At 49.3% G+C, this 14,117-nt stretch carries 12 protein-coding genes; all 12 read right to left on the bottom strand.

Going from position 1 to position 14,117, the window contains the following annotated elements; genetic code table 11:
* Nucleotides 1–86: 86 nt before the first annotated feature.
* A complete protein-coding gene (locus AC4BCN_RS25035; RefSeq protein ID WP_072455148.1) occupies nucleotides 87–1,325 on the bottom strand; it encodes a GumC domain-containing protein in 1,239 nt (412 codons plus the stop codon).
* A 404-nt stretch (nucleotides 1,326–1,729) separates the two neighbouring features.
* Nucleotides 1,730–3,676 carry a polysaccharide biosynthesis protein gene (locus AC4BCN_RS25030; protein WP_072455149.1) on the bottom strand — a complete coding sequence of 649 codons (1,947 nt, stop codon included), beginning with the start codon at nucleotides 3,674–3,676 and terminating at the stop codon, nucleotides 1,730–1,732.
* Nucleotides 3,677–3,778: 102 nt separating this feature from the next.
* On the bottom strand, nucleotides 3,779–4,339 hold the full coding sequence (locus tag AC4BCN_RS25025) for a sugar transferase (protein WP_072455150.1): 561 nt from the start codon (nucleotides 4,337–4,339) through the stop codon (nucleotides 3,779–3,781).
* Nucleotides 4,340–4,349: 10 nt separating this feature from the next.
* The gene (locus tag AC4BCN_RS25020; protein ID WP_072455151.1) at nucleotides 4,350–5,327 is read right to left on the bottom strand and encodes a UDP-glucose 4-epimerase family protein; all 978 of its coding nucleotides are present in this window, start codon (nucleotides 5,325–5,327) and stop codon (nucleotides 4,350–4,352) included.
* Complete coding sequence (locus AC4BCN_RS25015; protein ID WP_338679644.1) at nucleotides 5,311–6,384, bottom strand: DUF1972 domain-containing protein; 1,074 nt, start codon at nucleotides 6,382–6,384, stop codon at nucleotides 5,311–5,313. The genes AC4BCN_RS25020 and AC4BCN_RS25015 overlap by 17 nt, the downstream gene beginning before the upstream one ends.
* 1 nt (nucleotide 6,385) lies before the next feature.
* Complete coding sequence (locus AC4BCN_RS25010) at nucleotides 6,386–7,597, bottom strand: O-antigen ligase family protein (protein ID WP_072455153.1); 1,212 nt, start codon at nucleotides 7,595–7,597, stop codon at nucleotides 6,386–6,388.
* 56 nt (nucleotides 7,598–7,653) lie between these two features.
* Entirely contained in the window at nucleotides 7,654–8,793 is a 1,140-nt protein-coding gene (locus tag AC4BCN_RS25005; RefSeq protein WP_338679643.1) for a glycosyltransferase family 4 protein, read from the bottom strand.
* Nucleotides 8,790–9,482 carry an acyltransferase gene (locus tag AC4BCN_RS25000; protein WP_072455155.1) on the bottom strand — a complete coding sequence of 231 codons (693 nt, stop codon included), beginning with the start codon at nucleotides 9,480–9,482 and terminating at the stop codon, nucleotides 8,790–8,792. Before AC4BCN_RS25000 ends, AC4BCN_RS25005 begins: the two co-directional genes overlap by 4 nt.
* Nucleotides 9,475–10,737 carry a glycosyltransferase family 4 protein gene (locus AC4BCN_RS24995; protein WP_338679642.1) on the bottom strand — a complete coding sequence of 421 codons (1,263 nt, stop codon included), beginning with the start codon at nucleotides 10,735–10,737 and terminating at the stop codon, nucleotides 9,475–9,477. The genes AC4BCN_RS25000 and AC4BCN_RS24995 overlap by 8 nt, the downstream gene beginning before the upstream one ends.
* A gap of 56 nt (nucleotides 10,738–10,793) precedes the next feature.
* Complete coding sequence (locus tag AC4BCN_RS24990; RefSeq protein ID WP_338679641.1) at nucleotides 10,794–11,822, bottom strand: glycosyltransferase family 2 protein; 1,029 nt, start codon at nucleotides 11,820–11,822, stop codon at nucleotides 10,794–10,796.
* 3 nt (nucleotides 11,823–11,825) lie between these two features.
* Nucleotides 11,826–13,202, bottom strand: coding sequence for an O-unit flippase-like protein (gene wzx, locus AC4BCN_RS24985; RefSeq protein WP_338679640.1), 1,377 nt, complete (start codon nucleotides 13,200–13,202; stop codon nucleotides 11,826–11,828).
* A complete protein-coding gene (locus AC4BCN_RS24980) occupies nucleotides 13,199–14,116 on the bottom strand; it encodes an NAD-dependent epimerase/dehydratase family protein (protein WP_072455159.1) in 918 nt (305 codons plus the stop codon). The genes wzx and AC4BCN_RS24980 overlap by 4 nt, the downstream gene beginning before the upstream one ends.
* Nucleotide 14,117: the final 1 nt, after the last annotated feature.

Below are 14,117 nucleotides of genomic sequence, written 5' to 3'. Positions count from 1 at the left end.
GGAAATTCAGACGCTGTGGCGGCGACGGCCGGTATTGACGGTTGTCAAACCAGTTAGTAGCGCTAGTGCCGCGTGTACTATCGTAATCAGCCTTGCAGTTGTTGACGATTATTCTGCCACCAGCGACGTCCCAGCACAAAAAAGATAGAGATACCCAAGCCTGCAAGCAGGCTGCCTAGCAGGGCGATTGACGTACGGGTTGTCCGATTCTTTGGCAGGCTAGGACCGGCAATAAACCGTGTTTTTTCCAGATAAAGACTAATTGCGGAACTATTATCGACACTGATCTTGTTATAGACTTCCTTGATCGTTTCGTCTTCCATATCCTTATTGCTAAAAACGGTTTTCTTGATTGGTTCCAGTCCTCGCAGAATGGCTTCGCCAGATTTTGTGCTCTCAGCCAATGCTTTTGCGCGATCATAATATTCTGCAAGAATCATGTACTGTTTTTGTTCCCGCTTTGCCTTGTAGATGGCTTCATTTGCTTCATTAATCTCGACTTCGCTAGTCATCAGTTGGCTAAGCGGCGAGAGGTAGCGTGCCGTATCTTCGGTGATTGATACAAGCTGGCGGGAAGCCTGACCGGCAGCGTCCGGATAGCGCGTAACGATCTGCTTCAGCTTGGCGCCTGTGCGCTGATACGAGTCGATTTTTTCCTTGTTTTCAATGATTTTATTATCCAACTTGGTAATGGCAGCGGAAATTTCGGAATTTTTAAAGCGTAAAATATCCGTATAAATCATGTAAACAATAGTGTCGACTGTGTATCGTCCAAGCAATCTCACCGCTTGTTGCGCGCTTTCCGGTGTCTTGGCCGCATAGTTGATGGAGACGGCGATGACATTGTTGTCGGAATCCTTGGTGCTACTCATCAATTCTTTTGCATCAAGCTTGGTGAACGGAAAGATCGGTTCGATCACCTTCGCAATCCCGCCGCGCGAGGCAAATGTCTGGCTCAAAGCGATAACAGTAGGGTCATTTTCTATATTGTTTTGCCTGGCAAATTCATTAAAACGTTCACTGGTGTTTAATGGTGAGGAATAGCGCTTGTAGTCAGCTAAAGCGATACCGGGTGCTTGTTCTTTTATTTCTTTTCCGTCTTTCTCTATTTTTTTCTCAGGAATAGCACCTCCAAATTGTAAAAAACCCTCACTTTGGTATCGGCTAAGAAATAAGGCGCTGGAAGTGCCAAGTAACGTCACTAAAGCAGTTCCCGCTAGGATAACGCCACGCGATTTCCATAAGATAGAGAGGAAATTTGTTAAGTTGAAGTCATCGTCTTCAACGTAAAATCCCACTTCATTTAATTCGTCATGTTTTTCCATAATTTCTCTTTTTTAATTTTCCAGCTTGCCATTTCTTAACGGTGAAGATGGCAAGGATGTTTCAAAGGGCTACCCTGTTATCTCGCTCAGTCTTGCCTGAAGATGTCGAACTGATATGCCTTCGCAGTATGCCGTATTTGATGGGCATCTGTTTTATACGGCTATTTCTGACGAATAAGTCAGTTGCTATTGAGTGAAAGTATTTGGTTTCAATTCAAGGGTAATACACGATGTTAATTTTTCTGTTTCGATGTTTTTTCGGAGAGCAGATTTTTTCACAAAATATTATAGGGAATAATGAGGGGCGTGAAATAGGCATTTGTTACAATTTGTGAGCTTCCTTGTCTCGCTGCCTGCATTTTTCCCCATTTTTATTCAGAGCAGTCTTCAGTTTCTCGTAGGCTTCATGTCAAAAAATTGGTATCCTGGAGCGATGGCGACTTATCTTGTGACGTAGCCTGTTGACGCTGCTGTTCCGTCCAGATAAGGTCTTCGATACCACATTGCGGTACATATTCGTGAACAGCCCGCAGCAGCAGATTCCGTAATGCCTCGAAATTGAAGTTGTTGCATGCAAGATCCATTTCCTCCAAGATATTTTTCAAATCTTGCCAAGGTACTTCCGACTCCTCTGCCCGCATGATGAGGGGATGTTCAGTGCCTTCTACATTGCCTCCAATCAACAACTCTTCATAAAGCTTTTCTCCTGGGCGCAGGCCTACATGCTGTATTTCGATACCATCCGGGGCTGACTTGCTCTTCACTTCCAGTCCACTCAAATGGATCATGCGTTCAGCCAGATCCATGATTTTCACGGGCTCGCCCATGTCAAGAACGAACACATCACCGCCGGTACCCATGGCGCCGGCCTGTAAGACAAGTTGGGCGGCCTCTGGAATGGTCATGAAATAGCGTGTGATTTCCGGATGCGTCAGGGTGATGGGACCACCGGCCTCGATCTGCCGACGGAACAAGGGAACAACAGAACCAGACGAGCCCAAGACATTGCCAAAACGCACCATACAAAAGCGCGTGTGGCTCTGTTCGCGTGTAAATGCCTGCAAAATGAGTTCCGCGAGGCGCTTGGTTGTGCCCATTACATTGGTTGGACGTACCGCTTTGTCCGTGGAAATCAGGACAAAATATTTGACATGGGCCGCCATCGCCGCCTTGGCAATGCTGAGCGTGCCGAATACATTGTTACGTACTCCCTCAATGGGGTTATGCTCTACTAACGGCACGTGTTTGTAGGCCGCCGCATGATATAGCGTCTCCACCGAGAAGGACTGCAAGATGCGCTGACATTTTTCGGTATCGAGCACGCTGCCGAGGAAGGGCAGTATATTGACTCCTAACTCATATCCTTCATTGATGCTCTTTAACTCCTGCTTGATCGAATACAAAGCAAATTCGGACATGTCCAGCAAGACGAGACGCGAGGGTTTCAATCGGATGATCTGGCGACACAATTCGGAACCGATTGAGCCGCCAGCGCCCGTTACCATGACGGACTTCCCGATAATGCAACTGGATATCAGCGACAGATCGGGCGACACCTGGTCACGGCCCAGCAAATCTTCAATTTCGATGTCGCGGACATCTTGCACGCGTAATTCACCACTGACCAGGCTTTCCACGGGCGGGGTAACCTTGATCTTCACTTTCAAGTGTTCAAGGCTATTGAGAATTTTTTTCTGTTCGCCTTTGTTCAAGGCCGGCATGGCCAGAAGTATCTCGTTCACCCCATATTTTTCGATCACGTCGGCAAGCGCATTGGATGGATGGACTTTGATGCCAGAAATAGTTGCATCGCGCAATTCCTTCATATCATCGATGAATGCCACTGGCATGTACTCGCGGCCTGCACGCAAGGCACTGGCCAATTGCACGCCCGCTTTGCCTGCTCCATAGATGGCGACGCGAGTATAGCGGCGTCCCATCTGGTGTAGCAGCACACCCCGTGCGAGAAAGCGACTGGCCACTACATAGGTCAAGGCACTCACCCAATAAATGCCAAATACGCCGCGTGAGACTCCTGCCATATGCGTCAATAACCCTGCCAATGCCAGTAAAACAGCAACCGACAGCGTGACACCGAAGATGACCACATACACGATTTTCTGATCGATGAAGCGGATGACGGCGCGGTACAGGCCGATTTTGATAAAGATGGGGATGGCGACGATGGGTGCCGCAACGATGATCCAAAAATAGCTGAGGAATAAGTTCAGGTTAACTACATCGTAACGCAAAATAATCGCCAGACAAAAGGTCAATGGCAAGAATATCAAATCAGCTGTAACAGCGATGAGCTGTTTTTTAAAGCGTGACAAATCAATAATTAATTTCATTTTGACGAATAATTACTTTAGAAAGGATAAGGGTTAGCATTGGTTTTACTGCATACTGTTGGGATATTGCAAGAACCATACTGGTTTCCAATGTAAAACTCATCAATGCGTGACGCCATCACGGCGTACAACCTTGAGTGCCGTCAGGATGATAATTTTCAAGTCGAATAAGAATGACTGCTGCTGCATATAGGCTAGATCAAGTTTGACCTTTTCTGGAATCGGCAATTCATCGCGCCCATTGATCTGTGCCCAGCCGGTCAGGCCGGGTAGTATGCGGTCGACGCCGTACTCCGTCCGCAGCGCGATCAAATCCTGTTGGTTGAACAGGGCAGGGCGAGGACCGACAAAACTCATGTCGCCGCGCAGAATACTCCACAATTGCGGTAACTCATCAAGGCTGGACTTGCGCAGGAAGGAGCCTATTGGCGTGAGGAACTGTCCAGGATTATTTAGCAAGTGCGTTGCCACAGCCGGTGTGTCTATACGCATCGTACGGAACTTTGGCATGCGGAAGATTCTGTTACGCACTCCAACCCGGTCCGACCAGTAAATGGCAGGCCCTGGGGAGGTCAGTTTGACAAGGATGGCGACAATCATAATAGGGACGGCAAAGGCCAGCAGCACTACGGCCGAAAGGGCGAAATCAAATAATCTTTTCATTGGAGTATTTTTATTGTTTTGAAATAAAAGAAGTCACCGTCTTATTGATGGCTTCCTGCATTGCATAGGGAGGCTGCCAGTTCAGTGTGCGTTTGGTCTCGCTAATATCAACCTGCAATGAGTCAAGCAGCCGGCTCGCATCCATCGATTTCCCTGCCAAGCACGCCAACGCCACAATCAGGGCGGGAGGAATGGGTATCAGCCAAATATATTTTTTCATGCCTTTTGCCAACATACGCAGTAATTGTGCAATGCTGACATCGTGGTCATCTGACACTAGGAATATTTTCCCCGGTGCCTGTGCATGCCATGTACTGAGTGCAATCAAATCAACAAAATTCTCTAGTGCAACCATACTGCGGACATTGTGTACGGCGCCGAATGGTAATGGTACACCGCGCTGTACCAAACGCATCAATCGTTCGAAATTAGCGCGTACACCAGGCCCATAGATTAGCGGTGGACGCAGAATAACGATTTCCATGCCCGTTTCGCGTCCAATGGCCAGTAGCGCCTGTTCGGCTTCGTGTTTGGAGATGCCGTAGGGGTCTTGTGGATTCGCAGCATCATTGGCTTGAAACGGGTGTCCTGGCCGCGTCTGCTCCCCATTCACCTTTAATGAACTGATGAAGATGAATCTGCGGGTACCGGCATCCGCTGCCTGGCGGGCCACATTGATGCTGCCTTGCACGTTGATACGACGAAATTCATCTGCTGGAGACGCTGCCGTGTCCTGCATGACGTGGACTCTGGCTGCAAGATGAATGACCACTTCCACACCGTTGAGCGCCGTGTGCCAATCCTGTGTTTCAAGCGCATCGTTGCATTGGAAGAACGTCATGTTTGGCGCCGTGCATGGGATGTGGCGACGGGCAGCGCACACCACGTGCGTTCCGGCTTGGGCGCCCAGATACTGTGTCAGTGCCCTGCCGACAAAACCTGAGGCACCTGTCACAAGAAAACTGTGGGGATTAAAAGATGTGTGCATAGCCGCTCGAAATTCTGTCCCATGTATACAATTGATCCGCCAATTGTTTCATCTGCTGTCCCAAGAGCATCAGCTTGGCCTCATCCAAGCTGTTCAGCAGTTCAGTTAATTCCACTGACGTGTCAAAAAAATAAGCCTGCTGATTGGTCGTTTCTCGGTTGAAGATGCAGCCATAGGCAAGCACTGGCAAGCCCAGGCTCATCGCTTCGACCAAGGATGGATTGGTTCCACCGGCGCTGTGGCCGTGGACATACACTTGGCAAGCAGTGCGCAACTGATTCAGGATGGTGTGATCGTAGATTGGGTCGAGTAAATGTAAATGGGCAATGCCGGCATATTTTTGTCGTAATTGCTTGCCATATTCGCTATTGTCCCAGTTTCCCACGATGACAAGATCCATCATGGGGGCACTGGCGAATGCCTCGATAATCATGTCGATATTGTTTTCAGGTTCGATACGGCATACTTTAAATGCGTATTTCACGCGATCGAGTTCATATTTTGCTAGTATTGCATCATCCCGCTGTGGGCGTACGGCATGGTCGCCACCATAGGCGATCAGTGCACTATCGCGTCCATATTGCGTTTTGACATAATCTTGAATCGCTTTATTGTCCGTCACGACCTGATCGGCATAGCGTACGGCGGCGGACTCCGATAGTTTCAGGAACCATTTTGCAAAGCCACTCCATTTGGCCCGGCGCCACTCAAGGCCATCAATATTAATAACAAATTTTTTGCGCGATATGAGCTTCAGCACAGGCATGAAGACGCAGCCGGATACCCCCAACACCACGATCGTATCGGCATAACGGACCGCTTTCAACATCGACCACAGGTCATAGATGATACTTTGCATGCCGTTGGCATCAAGGTTGATGTAGACCAGCTTGGCGCCATTATAGGTTGCCAGTTTCTCCGGATATTTTTCAGCGCAGCAATACACGGTGAACTCAAAGGAAGTGGACAAGCGCGTCGTCAGGTGGTCGACAAGTGTTTCCCATCCTCCATATTTGGCTGGTAATCCGACGGAACCTACGATAGCGATTTTTTTCATATTAATGTGAACCTGTTTTTTTTGTTGCAAGAAAGCTTGAGAAATAACCTAATACAATGTAAGAAAATACGGATTCATTGCTGAATATGCCGCAGATGACCATGTTGGACAGTAAAAGTCCCGCGATGCTGCCGAGTATCATGACTCTGCCACTGGTATCGACACAGTGCTTGGCCCGCCTGAATATTTTTACCAGGAAAGTGAGATAGCACAGCATGCCAATCAATCCACTCTTGATCAGAATGTAAAAATAACCATTGTGCATCCAGGGAATTTCCGAATACTCGCCACCACCCAGTACGACTGAAAAATCCAAATGCACCAAAGCGCCAAACCCACCACCAAGGATTTTATTGATAAAAGGATAGTTTTTAAATTCATTAAACGCGGCAAAAATCTCGTAGGCACGATAACTGGTGCCCATGTCTTCCTGAGTCCAATCGTCATTGAAATGCAATTCAGATATGGCTTTATGCAGAGTCTCGCCAATTAAATCATACAAGCCAAAAGCTCCCGCTATGAGCGCGGCGATGAAAAAAAAGGCGATGGCTCGCCACATTATTTTTCCGTCTACGATTTTCTTTCCGGATAGAAAGAAAAATGCCGCCAGAATAATTACATATGTGCGTGAAAATTGTGCGAGGAAGACGGCGTGCACGGCAATGAACCAGGGGTTATGCAAGAGATTTTGCCATGATTTTCGTTTTTCATACAGCAGCACGATACAGTAAACCAGCAAGAAGCTGCCAGGGCTGACAAAATCACGTATCTCCAATACACCTATGAATCCCATTTCATACCAGAAGAAACATAGAAGCAACAGGAAAATAACGCAGTATATTTTTGAGTAACCAAAAATCAACGCCCGAATATTTCCCCCTTGCTTGAAAAACCTTTTACCTGCCAAAAAATAAATGTATGGAATGAGAAAGAATAAAATATCCCGGACCGCATCGGCGAGATGGTTTTTCCACGCAAAAAAAATACCAATGACGCATGGTAAAAGCAAATAAAATTCGAGCCTTTCCCCACGGTAGCGCCGGATCTTTTTTACAGGCAGAAAAATATAAAGCCCCATCAGGAACAGGCTGCCCAGCTTGAGATAGTTGGAACTGAAAAAGAGGCCAAGCACAGACAGCAGGAGTCCCCAGAATAGGAATTGCGACGGCGCACCGATCTGACGTGGTGTATGGATTATTTTACTGATTAACAAACTATTTCCCGTTATATTGAAGGGCACGTCTTATAATTGGGCCGGTGTGTTGCGCTTTATTGTATTTTTTGTATGACGCTTCTGAGTGCCTGAGAAAATTTTTCTTTTGAAAAATTGTCCGCTCTGCGACGTGCGGCTTCCGACATGGATTTGCACAGGGCCGTATCGTCTGCCAGGGTGAGCGTTCTTTGCTTTAACATGGCGAAGTCACGTGAGTCGACTAGAAAACCTTCTTGCATATCGTGAACCAGTTCTGCAGGTCCGCCCACTGGCGGTACCAGTACCGGTATGCCAAATGCCATTCCTTCCAGAACCGTGAGGCCGAATGTTTCAATCCAGCTGTCGATGCGCGAGAGATTGAACAGGACGCCGGCGCGTTGGTAAAACATGGCTGGATTGTCGGTGCGAGGATAAATTCGCAGGTTAGCCGTGACGGGTTTATTGGCGAAATATTGATCGATGGCCGCCTGGTCATCATTGACAACCAGTTCAAATTGCACATCCGCGCGGTCGGTAAGCGCAGCGGCAAGCGCCACCATTTCTGGTACGCCCTTATAGTCGCGCAGCGAAGCCAGCATCAGCACAGTAAATATGTCGTCGTGTCGCGCCTGATAGACGGCTTGGGCAGCGATTGCCGTGAAGTCGTCGTCAAGCGCATTGTAGATTCGCACGGACTGCACGCCAGCGATGGGTAAGGCATCCGCATGTGAATTTGAGACATAAATGTTATAGGCAGAGCAGATTTGCGCGATAGTACATAAAAACACGCGCAACGGCTTCGGTTCTATCGAAATCTCATGCACGTGATAGATGACCTTACGTCCGGTGAGCTTGCCATACAGTGCGCCGCCGAATGGTAGCAGGGTATTCACATAGATAACGGCATCCTTGGCAATCTGTCGCTCGCATAGCAAGGAAAACAGCAGAAATAGCTGGCTGAGTATCAGATTGAACAGGGTAATGATACGAAACTGTGAGCGGTGGTACCAATAGCGGCGGATGGGAATGCCGCAGTTTTCCAGCACACCGCGGCCCTGGGAGCCGACAAACAGCATGGCGCGCGCAGGATCGTCCACCAATGCCTTGATCGTTCCACGCAGGACGCGTGGACTGCCCGACGCATCATTTAACAAATGACAAAAAACCAGGTCGATTTTTGCGTGGTCCGCGCGAGGGATGGGAGTAGTTTGTGTCATGCGATAAGTGATTTTAATTTACGCGCAGGAACACCGCCATATACGGCATTGCCTTCATATTCTCCCGCCGTGACGACCGCACCAGCGGCGATGACAGCGTGGTCGCCGATACGTGCGCCGTCAAGTATGGTGGCTTTGGCGCCGATCCAGCAGTTTTTCCCAATGTGTATGCCTTGCTGGGTGACGCCTTGCAGGCGTATAGGGATATCAAGGCGTTCGAAATTATGGTTTTCGGAATGCATGCTGACAAAATTTCCCAGTATCGTGTTATCGTCAATGCTGATGCCACCCGCACAACCCAGGAAACTGAAGGAACCAATGCCGACATTATTGCCCGCAGAAAAACCTATGCCTAAGGTGGCCAGCGAACCCGTACATTCAATGGAGGCACCCCGTCCCAGGGAAAAATTGTTACCCAGCCTGATGCCATCGCGCGACAGGGCATCTACATAGCATCCGGAAGCGAATTTAATGAAGCGACCCGTACTGATTTTCGATGCGCACAGAATCTCGACTTTCTTGCCGATAAAAATACGCGCATTCAGTCTCCGGAAGACGAGCACGCCCCGCAGGAGGTCAATGACCTTAGTCAAGAAAAAACGCAGCAAGTAGGAGCGAGGCACGTCCGGATCGATGGCGAATTTCTCCTTCCTCGCCCGTGAGGCCAGTGCCGAGAAAAAATCACTCATGTGATACCTTTTCGTAGAGGTCGCGCACCTGGCGAAGGCTGATATCCCAATGTAATTCCTTTTGGCGGAGTAGGACATTGGTCTTCATGAGGTCGACGGTGGCGTGGTTATCGAGACAGAACGTTATATGCTGTGCCAATTGTTCGACGATTTCTTCCAGCGTATTGACGCTCACTTTGAAGCCTGTTTCTGCCGTTATCAGGTCATGCGCGCCAAATTGGTCCAGAGCAATACTTGGCAAGCCCATTTCAAACGCTTCCAGCAAAACAGTCGGATTGCTGTCCATGATCGAGGGCATGATGTGCACATCTGCTTCGCGCATAATGCGCAGCACTTCCTCGCGCTGGACCTGGCCATGCCAGAGTATCTGCTTGTCCAGCTCGGATACCACGGCCCTGGCCTGCAGCATGGATTTGATCGGTCCGTCGCCGATCACGTGCAAGCACCAGTCTGAACGGGACGGCAATTGCTCGAGGGCACTAAACAGCAGATTCAATGCCTTGCGCTCGTCGACGCTGCCGGCCCAGACGAACTGCACCTGGGCACCTGTAGGCTTGATCGCGTCCTTCATGTTCAGCACCGAATTTTCGCGGATGACCTGGCAATCCACATTGAGAAACCGTCTGAAGTTGTCGCGGTCCGCCGAGGTGGCGCAAAAAACCGCCTTTGCAGTTATTGCTGCATTCCTGACGCGTGCTGAATGCCGCAGAAAATATCGGTTTGTCCAGTTACGCAGCTTATTTCGTAGGTAATTTCCTTTGCTGAGGATGGGGAAAAAGATATCGTTCAAATCCGAACTCCCGCCGACCGGGCCCCATACATATGGCAGGTCGAGTTTCCACAAAAATCCAGGATGACGAAAACCAATGGTGTTCAACTGATGCACCAGGCTGTAATCTTCATTTTTTTTCAACTTTTTTGCAGTTGCCAGTACTTGGCGTTGCCATAACATGTAAGAAAAGGAGAAAAACAGCGGCGTTACCGAACGGTTCATCCAGTCGAAGAGGCGCACCAGTGCATTCGGCTCGACGTAGACATACTTGACGCCATCCGCAGGCTGGGATTGCAGATAGGCGAGCATAGCATCGCGATTGCCCATGCAGACTCCAGAGGTGCCGTACATGACGGTAATGTCATAGAATTCGCTTAACTTGGAAACAAAATTCCATCCCACGCCGAATTCCGAGCCGGAATAAGGAGAAATAGCGTAGGCAGCAATCAGTATCTTTTTCTTCTGCGAAATTTGGGAAGTCATGAATTTATTTTTTATAAAAGTATTGCTGAACGTATTTCAATATGGCGACGATCCGGTTACCGGCAAACGAGCAGCCACAAACGCAATGCCAGCCGGCTAAAATGGTAAAAAGGAAATATTGGCAATTCCGTCAAGCCGTGTTCACGGCGCAGGCGGTCTAGGTCAAGCTCGACATTCCAGAAGCTTTTATATTGTTTTATCGTGGTCAACGCATAGAGTTGTGCATAAATGCGCAACAGCGAAGGCGGCGCCTTGACATGCTGTTCAAGGCTCCTGCGTAATTGTAGATTTTTTGCGATAAAACCTTCACCGGTACTCGGGTTGGCGGTTTCATTTTCATGAATGCGGTAATAAGCCAAGGTCTTGTTCAGCCTGCTAGCGCCAAAGCGAAGGAAATACATCGTAAAAAATACGTAGTCCGAACTGGGAAAGGCCGCCGCTTTATAACCACCTATCTCCATAGCATTGCTGCGTTTGAAAATGAGGCCGAGAGCGCTTGATGGCGAATCCATATACACGTGTGAAATCGGGATCGCGCTCAGGCGCGGCATCAGCCAGGTATTCTTGATATTTTTCAGGCCCTGTTTTACCGTGCTTTTGAGCTTTCTGGCAAAGTTTCCGCGATCATCCATGAAAATGGAACGACAATACAACATGCTAATTGCAGGTTTTTTCTCCAGCACTGAAAACATTTCGTCGACAAAGTTCGGATGTAATAAATCGTCGTCGTTGAGGATGGAAATCCACTCACTGCGCGCCAGTTCAATACAGCGGTTCCAATTGCCGAACATACCCAGATTTTCGCTGTTGCGGAACAGGCGCAGACGATCATCTGCAAATTGACGAATCAGTTCGTCAATTTGTTTGCTCATCGAATGGTCATTGTCCACCACGACGATTTCAAAGTCGATATCGCTTGCCTGGGCTAGTACCGAACGAATCGCCTGCGCCAGCATGTCTGGGCGGCGATAGGTCGGGATCATGATGGACAGTATTGGCATGATGTGCTTGCCGCCATCAATGATGAGTGACGAAGGACGATCTGCACAAATGGCAAATTGGTCTTCAATATCAAGAATATTCAAACGTTACACTTTCATTTGATGGTGCGAGGAGGCGGCAGGCGACGCTTTATTGCGGTACAGTTCGAGCCAGACCATGTATGGCCATTTCCAATTGTTATAGACGAGTTGTACTGTAAATTGACTTGCAATGAGCCACGTCAGGCCCATGCCCCCCAAACGCAAGCCTAGCCATGAGAGCGCCACAATAGCCACCCCGGAGACGAGTGCTGGTTTGACAAATGGCACACGGTTACCGGTAACAATGACGCTGGCGGCCAGCGAATGGTTCAATTCCAGCAACACCATGATTCCAACCCAAATCAGTAGCGGTAATGCCAGCAGCCCGGTTTGACCGCCGATCCATTCGATCATGGTCGGGCCAAAACACACCAGGACGATCGATCCACAGAGAAAGATCCCAATTGCACAGCCGATTCCGATCTGTATGGTATGACGCAGGCGCTCGGGTTCATTCGCCACACGGTATTGCGCAAGTTTAGGTTGCTGGATATTGAACAAAACCATCGACATGTTTTGCAAGACGGAATAGACCTGCAGCGTCAGCGCATAAGCGGCGGTGGTGGCCAGGCCTAGATAAGCTGACGATAGCAGCGTATTGGCCCTGAGTATCAGGAAGGCACCGATGACCCCCAGGCCCATGCGCCATGCGTTATGCCAGAGAATACCGAAGATATCGCGCGTGGAAATGCTGGAAGGCGGCGCTTGACGCAGGGCTGCCTGGAAAGACTGATCGTGGAAATAGTACCAGCTGAGCCAGCGTCCAATGAGCGCCGAAGCAAGATATCCTAATGCCACTGCCAGTAAGGTCAGGTCACATTGCAAAAGTACGGCCGTAACAATCACGAAACCGAGATTGGACAGGGCACTCGATTTGTAGAATGCGGCATACAGGCCGCGTCCTTGCAGCAGTGGCGTATAGTATTTGTAATACAGATTGATTACTGTAGCGACAACAAACACACCCCAGGCAAGCAATACTTCTTGCGCGGGGATCTGACCTTCCGATACATGCACGATGTACCAGCTTCCCAGAGTCGCCAGCAGCAGGAAGGCACAGCCGGCCAGCACCATGAAGATGCGCCGTGCTGCGTGAATGATGGCATTGAACAAGCTATAGTCGACAGCGGATGGCGTGGTTAATACCTCGAAACCATCCTTTAGCAAACGTTTCGCGCCGCCCAAGACATAACTGACATTGCGCGCCAGCGTGGGCGTGAAGCCGAGGTCGAGCATCGTCACCAGTGCCGATATCGTCATGAAGACATACCAGATGCCTAGCTCTGCACTACTCAGTTTTCTCAGTAATAATGGAAGGACCAGCAAAGCTGCGCCGTACTGCAAAAACTGAGACAGATAGCCCCAGAGCATGTCTTTTTTCATTTATTTTGTCCGACCAGCAAGCCCTCGATGAGCGTGTCGGCTTCCATGCGCGCAATTCCCTGCTGCAACGTAATGTGTGGCTGCCAACCTGGCAGACGAGGTTGACGCGTACACGGTTGCATGGTTTCACGTGGACGGTAAGGCAGGCCACCCCATTCGATCTGCAGGTTTTTGCCTACGACGGCACCATAGACTTGAACCAGATCTTTCAAGGTCAGACGGTCAGGGTTGCTGACGGCATAGCATTCCGCTACGCCAACTGAGGGGAGGCGGTGCATGGCCAAAAGGTAGGCATCGAGCACGTCATCGATGTACACGAGGTCGAGCAGTTGCTCTCCAGGTGACATGCGGAGGTTGACGCCGCTGCGGGCTGTCTTGCGCAACAGACTGAACAGTTTTGCACGGGTATCGCCGGGGCCGTAAGTGTCGAACAGCTTCAATGTGATGGCTTGAAAACCGTGTGCGGATACATAATAGGCCAGCAAATCCTCGAATGCTTGTTTGGTTGCCGCATACAGGTTAACGGGGTTGTATGCAGCACTTTCAAAGTGCTGCCAGGACGTGCCGGTATTAATCAGACGACGCAATCCCAACTGTTGCATGGCTTCAAGCAACTGTGTGGGCATGCCGAGATTTGACTCGATCAAGCGGTTCACATCTTCCGGCTTATGCTGTGCCAGGAACAAGGAGGCAACGTGGCAAACGACGTCTGGCTGAGTTTGCTCTAGTGCAGCATATACGGAGGGATAGCTGCCATCATGGATATGCACGCTAATCTTTGGTAAAGCATCTTGCAATACGCTGAGATCGGAATGCTGACGTACCAGGATTGCAACCTCGTGATTATCGGCAAGCAGACGTTTGACTAGCTGACTGCCTATAAAACCGGTAGCGCCGGTAAGGAAAACTTTCACG

Source organism: Janthinobacterium sp. Bl 1, from assembly GCF_058215535.1.
This window is presented reverse-complemented; position numbering and strand designations above follow the sequence as displayed.

Excerpts from the sequence above, each read along its gene's own strand:
- AC4BCN_RS25035 (WP_072455148.1), bottom strand. The coding sequence starts at position 1,325 with ATGGAAAAACATGACGAATTAAATGAAGTGGGATTTTACGTTGAAGAC.
- AC4BCN_RS25030 (WP_072455149.1), bottom strand. The coding sequence starts at position 3,676 with ATGAAATTAATTATTGATTTGTCACGCTTTAAAAAACAGCTCATCGCT.
- AC4BCN_RS25025 (WP_072455150.1), bottom strand. The coding sequence starts at position 4,339 with ATGAAAAGATTATTTGATTTCGCCCTTTCGGCCGTAGTGCTGCTGGCC.
- AC4BCN_RS25020 (WP_072455151.1), bottom strand. The coding sequence starts at position 5,327 with ATGCACACATCTTTTAATCCCCACAGTTTTCTTGTGACAGGTGCCTCA.
- AC4BCN_RS25015 (WP_338679644.1), bottom strand. The coding sequence starts at position 6,384 with ATGAAAAAAATCGCTATCGTAGGTTCCGTCGGATTACCAGCCAAATAT.
- AC4BCN_RS25005 (WP_338679643.1), bottom strand. The coding sequence starts at position 8,793 with ATGACACAAACTACTCCCATCCCTCGCGCGGACCACGCAAAAATCGAC.
- AC4BCN_RS25000 (WP_072455155.1), bottom strand. The coding sequence starts at position 9,482 with ATGAGTGATTTTTTCTCGGCACTGGCCTCACGGGCGAGGAAGGAGAAA.
- AC4BCN_RS24995 (WP_338679642.1), bottom strand. The coding sequence starts at position 10,737 with ATGACTTCCCAAATTTCGCAGAAGAAAAAGATACTGATTGCTGCCTAC.
- wzx (WP_338679640.1), bottom strand. The coding sequence starts at position 13,202 with ATGAAAAAAGACATGCTCTGGGGCTATCTGTCTCAGTTTTTGCAGTAC.